Origin of the sequence: Methylobacterium sp. WL120 (assembly GCF_008039465.1) — a bacterium.
GTDB lineage: Bacteria > Pseudomonadota > Alphaproteobacteria > Rhizobiales > Beijerinckiaceae > Methylobacterium > Methylobacterium cerastii.
Genome location: NZ_VRUT01000057.1, coordinates 12,362 through 28,161, shown reverse-complemented (window position 1 = coordinate 28,161; position 15,800 = coordinate 12,362). Strand labels below are relative to the sequence as shown.

Below are 15,800 nucleotides of genomic sequence, written 5' to 3'. Positions count from 1 at the left end.
GGCGGCGCCCTGCGTCTGCGCCGCCGGCTCGCGCCGGTCGTCGCGGGCGGCGAGCAGCGCGCGGAAGGGGTCGTCCTGCCCGACGATGCGGGCGAGTTCCGCCAGCGGGTCGGGCTTCTGCGCGGCCGGCTCGGCCCCACGCGGGGCCGGCGAGGGCTGCTGCAGATCGCGCGCGAAGGCGTCGAAGTCGACAGGCGCGCGCGAAGCGTTCGTCATGGCAGCATCCTCATCCTACGCCGACTTTTACGGGGGCGCACTCACCGCATCGCGTCCGGAGCGCTCACGCCGAGGACGGCGAGACCGGATGCCAAGACGCCTCGCAGCGCCTCGATCAGCGCTAGCCTCGCCCGAGTTGACTTTCGGTCGGTTGGATTAACAAACCGTAATTGCGGCAAGTCTTTGCCCTTGTTCCAGAAACTATGAAGGCTACTCGCCGTCTCGTAGAGATGGAAGGCGATCCGGTGCGGTTCGTGCGCTGCGGCGGCCGCCTCCAGCACCCGCGGGTACTGCGCGATCAGCCGCAGCATCTCGGCCTCGCCCGCATCCAACAGGAGCGCGAAGTCCGCGTCCGCGAGCCCGGCAGCGTCCGCGGGGTCGAAGTCCGAAAACGCCTCCCGCGCCTGCCGCTGCACCGAGCGGATGCGGGCGTGGGCGTACTGGACGTAGAAGGCCGGGTTGTCCTTGGACTGCTCGACCACCTTGGCGAGGTCGAAGTCGAGGGTCGCGTCGTTCTTGCGGTAGAGCATCATGAAGCGGATCGCGTCGCGGCCGACCTCGTCGATGACCTCGCGGAGCGTCACGAACTCGCCCGAGCGCTTGCTCATCTTCACCGGCTCGCCCGCGCGCAACAGCCGCACCAGCTGGCATAGCTTCACGTCGAGGCTCGCCTTGCCGTCGGTGACGGCCTTCACCGCCGCCTGCATGCGCTTGACGTAGCCGCCGTGGTCGGCGCCGAGCACGTCGATCAGCTCGGTGGCGCCGGCGAGGTACTTGGCCCGGTGGTAGGCGATGTCGGAGGCGAAGTAGGTGTAGGAGCCGTCCGACTTCAGCAGCGGCCGGTCGGTGTCGTCGCCGAAGTCCCTCGTGCGGAACAGGGTCTGCTCGCGGTCTTCCCAATCCTCCGGCACCTGGCCCTTGGGCGGCGGCAGGCGGCCCTCGTAGACGAGCCCCTTCTCGCGCAGCTCCGCGAGCAGCGTTGCGACGGCGCCGCCGCCCTCCCCCTGCAGGGTGCGCTCGGAGAAGAACACGTCGTGGTGGATGCCGATCGCGGCCAGATCCCCGCGGATCATCTCCATCATCTTGGCGATGGCGGTCTCGCGCACCACCGGCAGCCATTCGGAGTCCGGCTTTTCGAGCAGCGCGCGGCCGTGGGTCTCGGCCAGCGCCTGCCCGACCGGCACGAGGTAGTCGCCGGGATAGAGACCCTCGGGGATCGCGCCGACCGTTTCGCCCAGCGCCTCGCGGTAGCGCAGGTAGGCGGAGCGGGCGAGCACGTCGACCTGCGCGCCCGCGTCGTTGATGTAGTACTCGCGCGTCACCTGCCGGCCGGCGGCGACCAGGAGGTTCGCCAGCGCGTCGCCGAACACCGCCCCGCGCCCGTGCCCGACATGCATCGGGCCGGTGGGGTTGGCCGAGACGTACTCGATGTTGACCGGCCCGCCGGCCATGTGCCCGCGCCCGTAGCCGGCGGGATCGGCCAGCACGCCGCGCAGCACGTCGTGGAAGACGGCCGGCGCCAGCCGCAGGTTGATGAAGCCGGGGCCGGCGACCGCGGCCTCGACCACGCGCGGGTCCTGGCGCAGCTCGGCGGCCAGCGCCTCGCCGAGCGCCTTCGGGTTGGTCTTGGCCTCCTTGGCGAGCACCAGGGCGGCGTTCGTCGCGAGGTCGCCGTGGCCCGCGTCGCGCGGCGGCTCGACCACGACCCGGGCAAGGTCGAGGCCCTCGGGAAGCGTCCCGCCGCGGACCAGCGCCTCGACGGCCTCGCGCACGCGCGCCTCGAACAGGGCGAAGATGTTCATGATCGTGGTCAACCCGCTCGCGCCGACGGCCGGACGGGCCGGCGGCGCCTCATCCCCGCGCCATAGCAAGGGGGGGCGGAGGTGTCACGGCGGAGGTGTCACGGCGAAGCCGGCCGCGTCCAGCCTTCGAGGACGCTGCGCAACGGCTCCGGCAGCGGCACCGGACGGCGGGTGGCGCGGTCGACGTAGACGTGGATGAAGAAGCCTTCCGCCGACGCCGCATCCGCATCGCCGCGGAACAGGCCGATCTCGTAGCGCACGCTCGACCTTCCGATCCGCGCCACGCGCACCCCCGCGGTGACGCGATCGGGGAAGGCGAGCGGCGCGTGGTAGCGGCAGCCGGTCTCGACCACGAGGCCGATCACCGGGGATCGTGCGATGTCGAGGGCGCCGGCCTCGACCAGCAGGCCGTTCACCGCCGTGTCGAAGAAGGCGTAGTAGACCACGTTGTTGACGTGCCCGTAGACGTCGTTGTCGGCCCAGCGCGTGGTGATCGGCACGTGGCGCGGGTAGGCGGCGCGGGAGCCGGCGGCCTCGCGCGGCGGGCCGGCGTTCGGGGCAAGCGTCTCGCGCATCGCGTCGTCCCTCGCGGAAGAGATCCGGAGCCCGGTCTACCAGATCGAAGACCGCGTTTCGCCGGCCCGATCCGCTGCGATTTCGCTTCCCGGCTGGGCGGATCGCGCGCATCGCCTGGGCAACCCGCGGAGATTTTGTGCAGAGTCCCGTCGGCGGTTTGACGGGCCGATTCGAGCCGCTACCGTTCCCGTCTTCCGGCCCGCCGCGGGCGGCGCGGCTCGCGTTCGGAGAGGTGGCCGATGAACGAACCCGCCGCGGCGATGAACGTCGGGGTCTTCATCCCGATCGGCAACAACGGCTGGCTGATCTCGGAGAACGCGCCGCAATACAAGCCGAGCTTCGCCCTCAACAAGGCGGTCACGCTGAAGGCCGAGGGCTACGGGCTCGACTTCGCCCTGTCGATGATCGAGCTGCGCGGCTTCGGCGGCAAGACCGAGTTCTGGGACCACAACCTCGAATCGTTCACGCTGATGGCCGGGCTCGCCGCCGTCACCTCCAAGATCAAGCTCTACGCCACGGCGCCGACCCTGTGCTTCCCGCCCGCGATCACCGCGCGGATGGCCGCCACCATCGACTCGATCTCGGGCGGGCGCTTCGGCCTCAACCTGATCACCGGCTGGCAGAAGCCGGAATATTCGCAGATGGGCCTCTGGCCCGGCGACGCGTTCTTCGCCGACCGGTACCGGTACCTCTCCGAATACGCGCAAATCCTGCGCGAGCTCTGGGAGACAGGGCGCAGCGACCTCAAGGGCACGTACTTCCAGATGGACGATTGCCGCCTGAGCCCGCGACCGCAGGCGCCGATGAAGCTGATCTGCGCCGGCCAGAGCGAGGCCGGCATGGCCTTCACCGCCACCTACGCCGACTACAATTTCTGCTTCGGCAAGGGTGTGAACACCCCCACCGCCTTCGCGCCGACCGTCGCGCGGCTCGAGGCCGCCAAGGCGAAGACCGGTCGCGACGTGTCCTCCTACGTGCTGTTCATGGTGATCTCGGACGAGACCGACGCCGGCGCCCACGCCAAGTGGGAGCACTACAAGGCGGGGGCGGACCAGGAGGCCATCGCCTGGCTCGGCGTGCAGGGCGCGGCCGACACCAAGTCGGGCGCCGACACCAACGTGCGCCAGATGGCCGACCCGACCTCGGCGGTGAACATCAACATGGGCACCCTCGTCGGCTCGTTCGAGAGCGTGGCGCGGATGCTCGACGACGTGATGACCGTGCCCGGCACCGGCGGGGTGCTGCTGGTGTTCGACGACTTCCTGAAAGGGCTCGACGATTTCGGGCAGAAGATCCAGCCGCTGATGCGGACCCGCCGGCACGTCGCTTCGGCGGCGCCCCTGTCCGAGGTCGCGTGATGGACGCGCCCGCCGGATACCGCGACCCGGCCGGCCGCTTCGGCGGCGTGACGCTGCCGGCGCGCCCCGAGCCGATCGCCTTCGCGCCCGAGGCGACCGCGCTCATCGTCGTGGACATGCAGAACGCCTACGCGACCAAGGGCGGCTACCTGGATCTGGCCGGCTTCGACGTCTCGCAGACCGGTCCGGTGATCGGCCGCATCGCCGCCGCGGTCGCCGCCGCGCGGGCGGCCGGCATCGTCGTGCTGTGGTTCCAGAACGGATGGGACGCGGACTACGTCGAGGCCGGGGGGCCGGGCTCGCCGAACTGGCACAAGTCGAACGCGCTGAAGACGATGCGGCGGCAGCCGGGGCTGAACAGCCGGCTGCTCACCCGCGGCACCTGGGATTACGATCTGGTCGACGCGCTCAAGCCGCAGCCCGGCGACATCGTCATGGGCAAGCCCCGCTACAGCGGCTTCTACAACACCGCGCTCGACAGCACCCTGCGGGCGCGGGGCATCCGCACGCTGGTCTTCACCGGCATCGCCACCAACGTCTGCGTGGAATCGACCCTGCGCGACGGGTTCTTCCTCGAATATTTCGGCATCGTGCTCGCCGACGCCACCCACCAGGCCGGCCCGCCGAGCCTGCAGGAGGGCGCGCTCCTCAACATCGAGACCTTCTTCGGCTGGGTCTCGGACGTGGCCGCCTTCGAGACCGCCCTGTCGGCCAGGGACGCCATTGCCGCCGAATAGACCCGAACACAGAGTCCCAAAAAAATGCCCAAGACCGTCGTGATCCCGCCCGGCACCGGCAAGCCGCTGGCGCCCTACGTCCCCGGTACGCTCGCGGACGGCGTGCTCTACGTCTCCGGCACCCTGCCGCTCGACGCCGACGCCAACGTCGTCCACGTCGGCGACGCCGCCGCCCAGACGCGCCACGTGCTGGAGACGATCAAGGGCGTCGTGACGGCCGCCGGCGGCACCATGGACGACGTGACCTTCAACCACGTCTTCCTCAAGGACTGGGCCGACTACGCCGCGATCAACGCGGTCTACGCCGAGTACTTCCCCGGCGAGAAGCCGGCGCGCTACTGCATCCAGTGCGGGCTGGCGAAGCCGGACGCCCTGGTGGAGATCGCCTCGGTGGCGCATGTCGGCCACCCGGTCGGCGCGCTCGCCGTCGATACCTCGGTCTGATGCCGGTCCACCACGACGTCGCGGGCTCCGGCGCGCGCACCGTCCTGCTCTCCCCGGGGCTCGGCGGGATGGCGGGCTACTTCGCGCCGCAGATGCCCGCTTTGGTCCCGCACTTCCGGGTCCTGACCTACGACCACCGCGGCACCGGCCGCTCGAAGGGCGCGCTCGAGCCCGGCCACGACATCGCGGCGATGGCCGAGGACGCGCTGGCCGTCCTCGACGCCACCGGCACCGAGACCGCGGACGTGGTCGGGCACGCGCTCGGAGGGCTGATCGCCCTGCAGCTGGCGCTGGCCAACCCCACCCGCGTCGGGCGCGTCGTCGTCGTCAACGGCTGGGACGCGATCGATTCCGCGACGCTGCGGTGCTTTTCCGCCCGCAAGGCGCTCCTGAACCAGGCCGGCCCGGAGGCCTTCGTTCGGGCGCAGGCGATCTTCCTCTATCCGGCCCCGTGGCTCTCCGAGAACGCCGCGCGGGTCGCGTCGGACGAGGCGCATGCGCTGGCGCATTTCCCCGGCCCCGAGACGGTGCTCGCGCGGATCGCCGCGCTGGAGCGCTTCACGCTCGAAGGCCGGCTCGGCGCAATCCCGCACGAGACCCTGGTGATGGCGGCCCGCGACGACGTGCTGGTGCCCTATACGGCCTCCGAACGCCTCGCCGCCGGCCTCGCCAACGCCCGCCTCGACCTCGTACCCGAGGGCGGCCACGCCCACAGCGTCACGCGCGCCGAAGCGTTCAACCGGACGCTGCTCGACTTCCTGGGTCGAGTGCGGGTCACGGCGATGTCCGATCTTCGATGACGGCCGCACCCGTTTTCCCGGACGGGTGAAGCGTCAGCGGAACCCGATCCGGGACCCAGCGGAAAAGCGTCGCGAAGCGTCGGAAACCCTTGCGCCGTTCGTCAGCCTTGCGTTGTTCGTATCGAGCCGCTGGTGCGGCCCTTCCTTCTGCTGGTTCTCGGATCACCTTCCGCTGACGCTCCGGGCGTCCGGGAAAACGGCGTGCCGGCGAAGGGCGTGGGCTCGACGCCCTCTCAAGCCGGCTCGAACAGCGGCACCTGACGCATCTCCGGCACCAGCACCAACCCCTTGTCGGTGATGCGGATCTGAGGGATCACCGAGAGCGGGATCAGGTTGAAGCCCATATAGGGGATGGTGCAGCCGGCCCGCTCCCAGGCGACCTTGAGGGCGCGGACCCCCTCGGCGACGGCGCCGACGCGCTTGTCCGAGAGAAGGCCGGCCACCGGCAGCGGCACCATCGCGACGACCGCGCCGTCCTCGACGACGCAGACCCCGCCCTGATGCGCCGCGACGGCCTCGACCGCGACGCGCATGTCGGCCTCGTTCAGCCCGGCGACGATCAGGTTGTGCGAATCGTGGCCGACGCTGCTCGCCACCGCGCCCCGCTTCAGCCCGAAGGCCCGCAGCAGCCCGTGCGCCGCGTGGCCGCCGAGTCCGTGCCGCTCCACCACGGCGACGTGGCACAGGTCGTGTCCCGCGAGCGTCGCCGCCCAGTCCCCAGCGGGGTTCAGGGCCACGCGCTCGTGCATGAGCTCGATGCCCGGCAGCGTCGTGCGGATCGCGTTGACCGTGCAGGGCGCCGCCGGCAGCGCCGGGACCAGCGCCGGCACCGGGTCGGGCAGATGGACGGTGGCGTAGGCCCGGGCCGGGTAGCGGTAGGGACGCGACAGGGCCGCGTCGAGGCGGGGTGTCACCGTGCGGTTCTCGACCACCAGCTCGCCGCCGTACCAGGTCGATTGCGGCACGAGGTCGTCGTCCAGCAGAACGAGGTCGGCCCGGCGGCCGCCGCCGAGGCCTCCGATCTCGCCGTCGAGGCCGTAGCGGGTCGCGGGGTGCAGCGAGCCCATCGACCAGGCCGCGGGCTTCGGGATGCCCATCCGCACCGCCTCCCGCACCACCCAGTCGAGCCCGTAGGCGAGGAGGTCTTCCGCGTCGCGGTCGTCGGTGCAGCAGCAGACCCGCTTGCCTGCGGCACCGTAGTCGATGACCGTACCGATCGCCTTCGGCAGCGAGTGCCACGGGGTGGTGGGCGGCCCGCCGCGCAGGAAAATCCAGACGCCGGCGTCGAGCAGGTCGTCGGCGATGTCGCGGTCGATCGCCTCGTGGGTGTCGGTGACGCCGGACGCGGCGTAGGCCGCGACGAAGTCCCGGCCGTAGATGTGGCCCGAGACCGGGCGCCCGCGCGAGAGCGATGCCGCGATGATCGCGTGCGCGCGCGGGTCGCCCTCCGCGACCGCGACGAAGTCCATCTTCTCGCCCAAGCCCACGGCCTCGGGCCAGGCGTCGAACAGGGCGGCGATCTTCTCGGCGGTGAGGTCGCCGCCCGCGGTCTCCAGCTCCGGCCGCGTCGCCGGCACCGTGCTCGGCACCGTGAGGTAGATGTTGAGCGGGGCCTCGCGGGCATCCTCCAGCATCCAGGCGACGCCGTCGGCATCAAGCACGTTGCCGATCTCGTGGCTGTCGCAGACGATCGTCGTCGTGCCGTTGAGCAACGCGGCCTCCGCGTAGGCGCAGGCGGTGACCATGCTGCTCTCGATGTGCAGGTGCGGGTCGACGAGGCCCGGCGCGATCAGGCCGCCGCCCGCATCGAACCGCGCTGCGCCGCCGCGATGGCTGCCGGCGGGCTTCACCGCCGCGATGCGGCCGCCCGCGACCCAGATCTCGCGCTCGGGCAGGATGCGGTCGGAATAGGTCGAGAGTACCCGCGCGCCCGCGATCACCAGATCGGGCTCGGCCCGGCCCGACGCCACGTCGGCCAGGCGGCGCGTCATCGTCGCCAGCGGCGCGACGGAGAAGCGGTTCAGCGGGCTTTGGGACATCGGGGCTCCCGGATCGGTCTTCGGCGGATGCGGGCTACCGGGGCACGCATCGTGCCAGGGCCTTGCGGACCGGCCCGCCTCATCAGGGTCCACGGACGAGGCTACGAAGGACAATGCCTGAATTCGACCTCGCGATCCGCGGCGGCACCGTCGTCACCGCCGCCGACACGCTCCGCGCCGAGATCGGCATCCGCGACGGCCGCATCGTCACTGTCGCCGAGCGGGTGGCCGACGCCGCCCGCACCGTCGACGCGTCCGGCCTCTTGGTGCTGCCGGGCGGCATCGACAGCCACGTCCACATCGCGCAGCCCTCCGGCCCCGGCATCGTCATGGCCGACGACTTCGCCTCGGCGACCCGCGCCGCCGCGGCCGGCGGCAACACCTGCGTGATGCCGTTCGCGTTGCAGCCGCGGGGCGTGTCCCTGCGCGAGGCGGCCGAGGCCTATCGCGCGCTGGCCGAGGGGCAGTGCCACGTCGACGTGGCGATCCACCTGATCGTCTCGGACCCGACCGAGGCGGTGCTCGGCCAGGAGCTGCCGGCGCTGATCGCCGCCGGCTACACCTCGTTCAAGGTGTTCATGACTTACGACGACCTCGTCCTGAACGACCGCCAGATCCTCGACGTGTTCGACGTGGCCCGGCGCGAGGGCGCCCGCGTGATGGTCCACGCCGAGGGCTACGACGCGATCCGCTACCTCAGCGAACGCCTGGAGAAGGCCGGCGAGACCCGGCCGTTCGGTCATGCGCTGTCGCGGCCGCAACTGGTCGAGCGCGAGGCGGCGCACCGGGCGATCAGCCACGCCGAGCTCGTCGACCTCGACATCGTCATCGTCCACGTCTCGGGCGAGCAGGCGATGGAGCAGATCGCGTGGGCGCAGGGGCGCGGCCTCAAGATCCACGCCGAGACCTGCCCGCAATACCTGACGCTCACGGCCGACGACATGAAGGGGATCGGCGACGACCCGATGTCGGGCGCGAAGTACGTCTGCTCGCCGCCGCCGCGGGACGCCGCGAGCCAGGCGGCGATCTGGTCCGGCCTGCAGCGCGGGGTGTTCGACGTGGTCTCCTCCGACCACTGCCCGTTCCGCTACGACGACCCCGCCGGCAAGTTGAACCCGCGCGGAAAAACCTCCTTCCGCTGGATCCCGAACGGCATCCCCGGCATCGAGACCCGGTTGCCGGTTCTGTTCTCGGAGGGCGTGTCGACGGGGCGGATCACGCTGAACCAGTTCGCCGCGCTCACCGCCACGAACCACGCCAAGCTCTACGGCCTATATCCGCGCAAAGGCTCGATCGGCCCCGGCTTCGACGCCGACCTAACCCTGTGGGACCCGAACCGCCGCGAGACGATCCGCCAAGCCGCCCTCCATCACGGCGCCGACTACACGCCCTGGGAAGGGTTCCAGGTGACCGGCTGGCCGGTGATGACCATCGCGCGCGGTCGGGTGATCGCCGAGGATGGGCGGGTGCTGTCCGAGCCGGGCCAAGGCCGCGTCCTCGACCGGAGCGTCGCGCCGGGCTGAGGCTCAACGCGTGCCGACGCTCCGAAAGATCCGGTCCGGTGCGAACGGGGTCGCGGTCAGCCGCGCGCCGGTGGCGTCGCGGATCGCGTTGGCGAGCGCCGGGGCGACCGGGTTGAACGGGCTCTCGCTCATCGACTTCGCGCCGAGCGGGCCGACGCTGTCGTGGGTGTCGGCGAACAGCACCTCCGTCGCCGGCACGTCGGCGCAGGCGGGGATGTGGTAGTTGCGGAACGTCTGCGTGGTCACGCGGCCTTCCGCGTCGAGGCGCACGTCCTCGTAAAGCGCCGCGCCGAGCGCCTGCGCGACGCCGCCCTCGACCTGCCCGCGGCACTGCATCGGGTTGATCACGCGCCCCGCGTCGGCCGCGTGGACGCTGCGCAGGATGCGGACCTCGCCGGTGCCCGGATGCACCGCGACCCGGAACGCCTGGACGTTGAAGGCGACCGAGCGCGGCGAGCCGTCGGCCCGCCCCTCCGCTTCGAGCGGGCCCTCGGCGATCAGGTCGGCCAACGCGACGCGACCGCCCGGAACGGCCACGTGGTCGGCCTCCAAACGGCAGTCGGCGGGCGCGACGCCCGCCTTCGCCGCGGTCCGGGTCAGGATCGCGCGGGCCAGCGCCTCCGCGGCGTTCAGCGTCGCGCGCCCTGCCACGACGATGCCGGTGCTGCCGTAGGCGCCCGTATCGTGGCCGACCGCGTCGGTGTCGGAGGCGCGGATGCGGATGCGGTCCGGCGTGGTGCCGAGCGCCGCAGACGCGATCTGCGCATGCACGGTGGTGGTGCCGTTGCCGAATTCGGCGGTGCCGACGGACAGTTCGTAGACGGTGCCGCCGGAAGGGGCGCCATCACCGCGACGGACCCCCTCTCCCGTGCGGGAGAGGGTTGGGGTGAGGGATGAGACCATGCCGGAGAGGTCACGCCCCTCACCCTGTCCCTCTCCCCTTGGGAGAGGGGACCCGCGATCGCTTGCGTCCCCGCGCAGCCCAATCCGCGCATCCGAAAAATGCCCGCGCGGCGGGATCGTGTCGATCATCGCCATCGCCATGCCCTCGCCGACGCGCCAGCCCTCCGGGGGCGGGTCGCCGGAAGGCGCCGCCATCGCCCGCTCGGCGAGGTCGAGGCACTGGTCGAGGCCGTAGCTGCCGTATTCGACGTCGTGCGGTTCGAGGCTCGTCGAGACCATGGGATCGCCGGGCCGCACCGCGTTGCGGCGGCGCATCGCGTAGGGGTCGAGGCCGAAATCGCGGGCGAGCTCGTCCATCGCCGATTCGACGGCGAAGATCGTCTGGCTGAGGCCGTAGCCGCGGAAGGCCCCGGCCGGCAGGGTGTGGGTGTAGACGGCGTAGCCGTCGACGCGCTTGTTCGGGCAGCGGTAGGCACCGATCACCTCGTTGGTGCCGTGGTGGAGCACGCCGCCGGCATGGTTGCCGTAGGCGCCGGTGTTCGAGACCACGTCGAGCTGGATCGCCGTCAGCGTACCGTCGGCCTTCGCGCCGAGCTTCACCCGGACGCGCATCGGGTGGCGGGTGGTGGTGGCGACGAACTGTTCCTGGCGGGTGAACTCCCACTTCACCGGGCGCCCGGTGCGGAGCACCGCCAGCGCGACCAGGTCCTCGGTGAGCATCTCCTGCTTGCCGCCGAATCCGCCGCCGACCCGGCCCGCCACCACCCGCACCTGCGACCGGTCGAGGCCGAACAAGGTGCAGAGCGCGTCGCGGGTCAGGAACGGCACCTGCGTCGAGGAGCGGATCACGAGGCGGCCGTCGGCGTCGCGCCAGCCGATCGCGCCGTGGGTCTCGAGGTGGGCGTGCTGCACGCGCTGCGAGCGGTAGGTGCCCTCGTAGACGCGATCCGCCTCGGCGAACCCCGCCTCGACGTCGCCGACGAGGCCGTGCGCCTCGGCCGCGAGGTTCGCGCGGGCTTCTAGCGGCGGCGCGTCCGCGCCCGCCGGGACGGCGGCGTGGACGCGCGGCGCGTCGGGCCGCATCGCCTCATCCGGGTCGAACACCGCGGGCAACGGTTCGTAGGTGACCTTGAGCGCCCGCACGCCGGCCTCGGCCGCGGCTTCGGTCTCGGCGACCACCGCGGCGACGCGCTGGCCGACGAAGCGCACCACGTCGTCGAGCACGCGGGTGTCGGGCGCGTCGTCGGCCGGGTTCTCGTGGCGGCCGGTGGAGAAGCGCGCCTCCGGCACGTCCGCATGGGTGAAGATCGCGACGATCCCGGGCAGCGCCAGGGCGGCCGCGCGGTCGATCGCGACGATCCGCGCGTGCGGATGCTCGGAGCGCAGCACCTTCATGTGCAGCAGGCCCGGTATCGCCAGGTCGAAGGTGTAGGCGGCGCGCCCCGAGACCACGTCAGGCGCTGCGGGCGCGGGCACGCTGCGGCCGATCGGGTCGCGCAAGCTCGCCGCCTCGGCGGCGGCGATGCCGGCGATGGCGTCGCGGATGGCGCGGTAGCCGGTGCAGCGGCAGAGGTTGCCCTTCAGCGCCGTGCCGAGGTCGCGCTTCTGGCCCTGGTCGAGGGCCGCCGCCGTCATGATCATGCCCGGCGTGCAGAACCCGCACTGGAAGCCCTGCGCCGCGACGAAGGCCGCCTGCATCGGGTGCTGGGCATCGGGCGCCCGATCCAATGCCCCTTGCCCCGGCCGGCACGGGCCGGACAGGCCCTCGATGGTGGTGACCTCGCGCCCTCCGGCCCGGAACGCCGGCAGGAGGCAGCTGTGGATCGGCTCGCCGTCGAGGTGGACCGTGCAGGCGCCGCAATCGCCGGCGTCGCACCCCTTCTTGACGCCGAACCAGCCGCGCTCGCGCAGCAGGGTGCGCAGGCACTGGCCGGGGCGCGGGGCGACCTCCTCGGCGTGGCCGTTGACGACGATCCTCATGCGGCGTCCCCGAGTTCGGCTCGGATCTCCTCGGCGAGCAGGCCGGTGACGTGGCGCCGCCAGTCCGGCGCGCCGTGCACGTCGTCGTACCAGAGCGCGTCGTCGATTCCCGCGGCGATGGCGTCGGCGAGGTCGTCCGCGCCCGGCGATCTCGGGAAGGCGAGGCGCACCGGGCGGCGGGTGGCGGCCGTGACGGTGAGGGCGAACGTGCCGTCGGCGTCCCGCGTCCCGATCAGCAGGGCGCCGGAGCGGCCGTTCGGGCTGAGCGAGATCCGGCGGAAGGCCGTGCGCCGCCGTAGGGCCGCCGCCGGCATGTCGAGGCGCAGCAGGACCTCGTCCGGGGCGAGCGCGGTCGTCTGCGGCCCGAGCACGAAGTCGGCTACCGCCATGCGGCGCTCGCCGCCCGCGCCGGTGCGGATGGTGCAGACGCCGTCCAGCGCCACGCCGAGTGCGATGATCGGCCCGGCAGGCAAGGCGAGGCAGAGGTTGCCGCCGACCGTGGCCCGGTTCCAGATCTTGAACGAGCCGAGCAGCGCCCGGCAGCACTGCCCGACCAGCGGCGCGGCGATCCAGGCCCGCGGCAACTCGATGCGGTCGAGGGCGGCGATGGTGCAGGTGGCCGACAGGCTCAAAGCGGCCTCGGTCGCCGCGCTCGGCGGCAGCGCCAGGCCGGTGAGGTCGATCAGCCGGGCCAGATGCGGCTGCGGCTCAGAGAACAGCCAGGTGCCGCCGGCGAGCCATGCGTCGCCCGGGCGCCAGCCCGGCAGCGCACCGGGCTCCCGCGGCGTCCGGACGGAGGTGATCGTGTCGAGATCCATGTCGCCGTGCCCAAGCAAGTCTTCGTCCAACCGCTTGCGCGGCTGGCGTCGCACCATCACCCCTTCGCGTCGATCACGCCGCCCACGAGGTTGAGGCCGAGCAGCAGCTCGGACGGGAACGCGGTACGGATCACCGGCTCCGTTTGGATGTCGGGGACGAGGCAGGCGGCCTCCGCCCGGCGGGCGGCGACGGCCTCGGCGACCGAGACGGCGGAGAAGCGCAGCCGCGCGCCGGCCTGGGCCTGCGCCAGCCGCCCGAGGTCGGGGCCGATCACGGTCGCGATCTTCGGGTAGCCGCCGGTCGACTGGCGGTCGGCCATCAGCACGATCGGCAGGCCCTCGCCCGGTACCTGGATCGCGCCCATGGCGATGCCGTCCGAAACGATGTCGTGGCCGCGCGCATGGGTCAGGCGCGGGCCGTCGAGGAAGCAGGCCATGCGGTCGCCGCGCCCGCCGACCGTCCACGGGCCGGCGAGGAAGGCTGCGATCTGGTCCGGCGCGAAGGCGTCGTCCTGCGGTCCGAGCACCACGCGGATCACCTCCGCCGGCCGGTCGAGCCAGGGCGCGACCAGGGCCTGCGGATCGCCGGCGCCGGCGCGGGCCTCCTCGACGGCGAGCCTGCCGCCGGCCGCGAGCGCGCGACCGTCGAGCCCGCCCAGGCCGGACCGGGTGTGGGTCGCGGTCGAGCCGAGCGTCGGCGCGACGGCGACCCGGCCGCATACGGCGATGTAGCACCAGGCGCCGGCCGCGCCCGCCCGCACGGCGAGCGTCCGGCCCGGCTCCAAGGTCAGCGCGACGGACGCCGGAAGCGCCTGACCGTCGAGGGCGACGCGAAAGCCCGTGCTCGCCAGGACGAGGCCGAGCGGGCCGCCCTCCGCCGCGACGGTGATGCCACCGGCCGAGACCTCGATCGCGGTCGCGCCTTCCGGGTTGCCCGCGGCGCGGTTGGCGGTGGCGAAGGCGAGCGGGTCCATCGGCCCGGCGGCGGTGATGCCGTAGCGCAGGTATCCGTGGCGGCCGGCATCCTGGAGCGTGACGCTCGGGCCGGCGGCGCGGATCGCGAGGTGGGGGCTCACGGCGTGGCCTCCTCGGCGAAGGACTCCCGCCGGGCCACGACCTCGCCCGCGGCGGCGCGTCGTTCCAGGGCGGCATAGGTCGCGGCGTCGACCGGCTCGAAGCGGATGCGGTCGCCGGCCGCGACCGGGAAGGTCTCGTCGCGCTCCGGCGCGTAGAGGCGGGCGGGCGTCCGCGCGATCACGTACCAGCCGGTCGGCATCGGCACGGTCCCGACCGCGGCCAGGCCGCCGCCGACCAGCAGGGCGTTGGCCGGATGCGGCGGCCGGGGCTTGGCTCGGCGCGGCACCGCGAGCGCCTTCGGAAGGCCGCCGAGATAGGCGAAGCCCGGCGCGAACCCGTACATGTAGACCCGGTAGGTGGCGCCTGCGTGAAGCTCGGCCACCCGCTCCGGCGAGAGGCCGGCGAGTTCGGCGATGGCGGCGACGTCCTCGCCGCAGGGTTCGCCGTCGCTGGTCTCGGCGTAGCAGCAGGGCAGCGTCCACAGGGTCGGCGCTGCCCGGCTCGCGTTCGCGCCGTCGGCGAGCGCCATGACGCGCCCAGCCAGTGCCTCGCGGCTCAGCACCAGCGGGTCGTAGTGGATCATCAGCGAGCGGTAGGTCGGCACGGTCTCGCGGACGCCTTCGGGCGGGTCGGCGCGCAACGCCGCGTCGAGCGCCAGGACCCGGTCGTTGATCGCCGGGTCGACGGTGCTTCCGAACTCGGCGACGAGGGCCGCCTCCCCGGCATCGAGCAGGCGTAGGGTCTGCTCCACCGCCTCAGGCCCGGAACGAGGCGAGCCGGATGCCGGCGCCTTCGAGCTTTTCACGCACGGCGCGGGCGGTGGCGACCGCATCGGCGGAATCGCCGTGGACGCAGACCGAGCGGATCGGCGTCGGCAGGCGGGTGCCCTGCGCCGTCACGATCGCGCCGGATTCCACCATCGCGAGGACGCGGCTCGCCGCCTCCTCCGCGCTCTCGATCATTGCGCCGGGTTGGCCGCGGGCGATGAGCTGCCCGTCCTCTGTGTAGCCGCGGTCGGCGAAGATCTCCTGGTGGATCTCGAGGCCCGCTGCCTCGCCGGCCGGCACCTGCGCGGTGAGGGCGATGGCGAGCAGCGCGAGGTCGCGGTCGACGGCCCGCACCGCCCGGGCGATGGCGTCGGCGACGTCGCGCTCGGCGGCGGCGAGGTTGGCGAGCGCCCCGTGCGCCTTCACGTAGGTGACGCGGTGGCCGGCGTAAGTCGCGAGCGCCTGCGCGGCCCCGACCTGGTAGGCGACGAGGCGCTCGATCTCGGGCGGGGTGAACGGCATCCGCCGCCGCCCGAAGCCCCACAGGTCGGGGAAGCCCGGATGGGCTCCCACCGCGACGCCGTTCGCCTTCGCCCGCGCGAAGGTCTCGGCCATGATCTCAGGGTCGCCCGCATGCATCCCGCAGGCGACGTTGGCCGAGGTGACGATGCCGAGCATCGCCACGTCGTCGCCGCAGGCGTAGGCGCCGAAGCCCTCGCCGAGGTCGGAGTTCAGGTCGACGCTCGCCATGTCCGCTGCT

Annotated in this window: 13 protein-coding genes and 1 pseudogene; 5 read left to right on the top strand and 9 right to left on the bottom strand. The window is 72.6% G+C overall.

What is annotated here, in order from left to right; all coding sequences use genetic code 11:
- From FV229_RS12670 to FV229_RS12660, 3 genes and pseudogenes are all read right to left on the bottom strand, one after another.
- A pseudogene (locus tag FV229_RS12670) lies at nucleotides 1-216 on the bottom strand (SPOR domain-containing protein); the annotation flags it as partial.
- Nucleotides 217-257: 41 nt separating this feature from the next.
- Entirely contained in the window at nucleotides 258-2,018 is a 1,761-nt protein-coding gene (gene argS, locus FV229_RS12665) for an arginine--tRNA ligase (protein WP_147752324.1), read from the bottom strand.
- A 98-nt stretch (nucleotides 2,019-2,116) separates the two neighbouring features.
- Nucleotides 2,117-2,593, bottom strand: a complete 477-nt coding sequence (locus FV229_RS12660; protein ID WP_147752323.1) for a thioesterase family protein — start codon at nucleotides 2,591-2,593, stop codon at nucleotides 2,117-2,119.
- Between the two features lie 261 nt (nucleotides 2,594-2,854).
- Here FV229_RS12660 and rutA point away from each other — a divergent pair, with 261 nt between their 5' ends.
- From rutA to rutD, 4 genes are read left to right on the top strand one after another with little or no spacing between them, the layout of a single operon-like run.
- Nucleotides 2,855-3,952: a pyrimidine utilization protein A gene (rutA, locus tag FV229_RS12655; RefSeq protein WP_147752327.1), complete on the top strand. Its 1,098-nt coding sequence runs from the start codon at nucleotides 2,855-2,857 to the stop codon at nucleotides 3,950-3,952.
- The gene (gene rutB / locus FV229_RS12650; protein WP_147752322.1) at nucleotides 3,952-4,689 is read left to right on the top strand and encodes a pyrimidine utilization protein B; all 738 of its coding nucleotides are present in this window, start codon (nucleotides 3,952-3,954) and stop codon (nucleotides 4,687-4,689) included. The genes rutA and rutB overlap by 1 nt, the downstream gene beginning before the upstream one ends.
- 24 nt (nucleotides 4,690-4,713) lie before the next feature.
- Nucleotides 4,714-5,133 (top strand): pyrimidine utilization protein C, encoded by a 420-nt coding sequence (rutC, locus tag FV229_RS12645; protein WP_147752321.1) that lies wholly within the window; start codon nucleotides 4,714-4,716, stop codon nucleotides 5,131-5,133.
- On the top strand, nucleotides 5,133-5,933 hold the full coding sequence (rutD, locus tag FV229_RS12640; protein ID WP_147752320.1) for a pyrimidine utilization protein D: 801 nt from the start codon (nucleotides 5,133-5,135) through the stop codon (nucleotides 5,931-5,933). The genes rutC and rutD overlap by 1 nt, the downstream gene beginning before the upstream one ends.
- A gap of 233 nt (nucleotides 5,934-6,166) precedes the next feature.
- On the opposite strand, the gene FV229_RS12635 is transcribed toward rutD, so the two are convergent.
- On the bottom strand, nucleotides 6,167-7,972 hold the full coding sequence (locus FV229_RS12635; protein ID WP_147752319.1) for an adenine deaminase C-terminal domain-containing protein: 1,806 nt from the start codon (nucleotides 7,970-7,972) through the stop codon (nucleotides 6,167-6,169).
- A 113-nt stretch (nucleotides 7,973-8,085) separates the two neighbouring features.
- Between FV229_RS12635 and hydA the strand changes: the two genes are divergently transcribed.
- Nucleotides 8,086-9,495: a dihydropyrimidinase gene (gene hydA, locus FV229_RS12630; RefSeq protein WP_147752318.1), complete on the top strand. Its 1,410-nt coding sequence runs from the start codon at nucleotides 8,086-8,088 to the stop codon at nucleotides 9,493-9,495.
- Nucleotides 9,496-9,498: 3 nt separating this feature from the next.
- On the opposite strand, the gene FV229_RS12625 is transcribed toward hydA, so the two are convergent.
- Genes FV229_RS12625 through FV229_RS12605 form a run of 5 tightly spaced genes read right to left on the bottom strand, consistent with a single transcriptional unit; the run spans nucleotide 9,499 to nucleotide 15,790 of the window.
- Entirely contained in the window at nucleotides 9,499-12,378 is a 2,880-nt protein-coding gene (locus tag FV229_RS12625; RefSeq protein WP_147752317.1) for a molybdopterin cofactor-binding domain-containing protein, read from the bottom strand.
- On the bottom strand, nucleotides 12,375-13,196 hold the full coding sequence (locus tag FV229_RS12620) for an FAD binding domain-containing protein (RefSeq protein WP_147752326.1): 822 nt from the start codon (nucleotides 13,194-13,196) through the stop codon (nucleotides 12,375-12,377). Before FV229_RS12620 ends, FV229_RS12625 begins: the two co-directional genes overlap by 4 nt.
- A gap of 56 nt (nucleotides 13,197-13,252) precedes the next feature.
- A complete protein-coding gene (locus FV229_RS12615) occupies nucleotides 13,253-14,272 on the bottom strand; it encodes a biotin-dependent carboxyltransferase family protein (RefSeq protein WP_147752316.1) in 1,020 nt (339 codons plus the stop codon).
- Nucleotides 14,269-15,024, bottom strand: coding sequence for an allophanate hydrolase subunit 1 (locus tag FV229_RS12610; RefSeq protein ID WP_246688171.1), 756 nt, complete (start codon nucleotides 15,022-15,024; stop codon nucleotides 14,269-14,271). Before FV229_RS12610 ends, FV229_RS12615 begins: the two co-directional genes overlap by 4 nt.
- Nucleotides 15,025-15,028: 4 nt before the next feature.
- Nucleotides 15,029-15,790, bottom strand: a complete 762-nt coding sequence (locus tag FV229_RS12605) for a 5-oxoprolinase subunit PxpA (RefSeq protein WP_147752314.1) — start codon at nucleotides 15,788-15,790, stop codon at nucleotides 15,029-15,031.
- Between the last annotated feature and the right edge of the window lie 10 nt (nucleotides 15,791-15,800).

Bases quoted from the DNA above. Each gene is read 5' to 3' on its own strand.
- rutC (WP_147752321.1), top strand. From the start codon at position 4,714: ATGCCCAAGACCGTCGTGATCCCGCCCGGCACCGGCAAGCCGCTGGCG.
- FV229_RS12605 (WP_147752314.1), bottom strand. From the start codon at position 15,790: ATGGCGAGCGTCGACCTGAACTCCGACCTCGGCGAGGGCTTCGGCGCC.
- FV229_RS12620 (WP_147752326.1), bottom strand. From the start codon at position 13,196: ATGGATCTCGACACGATCACCTCCGTCCGGACGCCGCGGGAGCCCGGT.
- rutB (WP_147752322.1), top strand. From the start codon at position 3,952: ATGGACGCGCCCGCCGGATACCGCGACCCGGCCGGCCGCTTCGGCGGC.
- FV229_RS12635 (WP_147752319.1), bottom strand. From the start codon at position 7,972: ATGTCCCAAAGCCCGCTGAACCGCTTCTCCGTCGCGCCGCTGGCGACG.
- argS (WP_147752324.1), bottom strand. From the start codon at position 2,018: ATGAACATCTTCGCCCTGTTCGAGGCGCGCGTGCGCGAGGCCGTCGAG.
- FV229_RS12625 (WP_147752317.1), bottom strand. From the start codon at position 12,378: ATGAGGATCGTCGTCAACGGCCACGCCGAGGAGGTCGCCCCGCGCCCC.
- FV229_RS12660 (WP_147752323.1), bottom strand. From the start codon at position 2,593: ATGCGCGAGACGCTTGCCCCGAACGCCGGCCCGCCGCGCGAGGCCGCC.
- rutD (WP_147752320.1), top strand. From the start codon at position 5,133: ATGCCGGTCCACCACGACGTCGCGGGCTCCGGCGCGCGCACCGTCCTG.
- hydA (WP_147752318.1), top strand. From the start codon at position 8,086: ATGCCTGAATTCGACCTCGCGATCCGCGGCGGCACCGTCGTCACCGCC.
- rutA (WP_147752327.1), top strand. From the start codon at position 2,855: ATGAACGTCGGGGTCTTCATCCCGATCGGCAACAACGGCTGGCTGATC.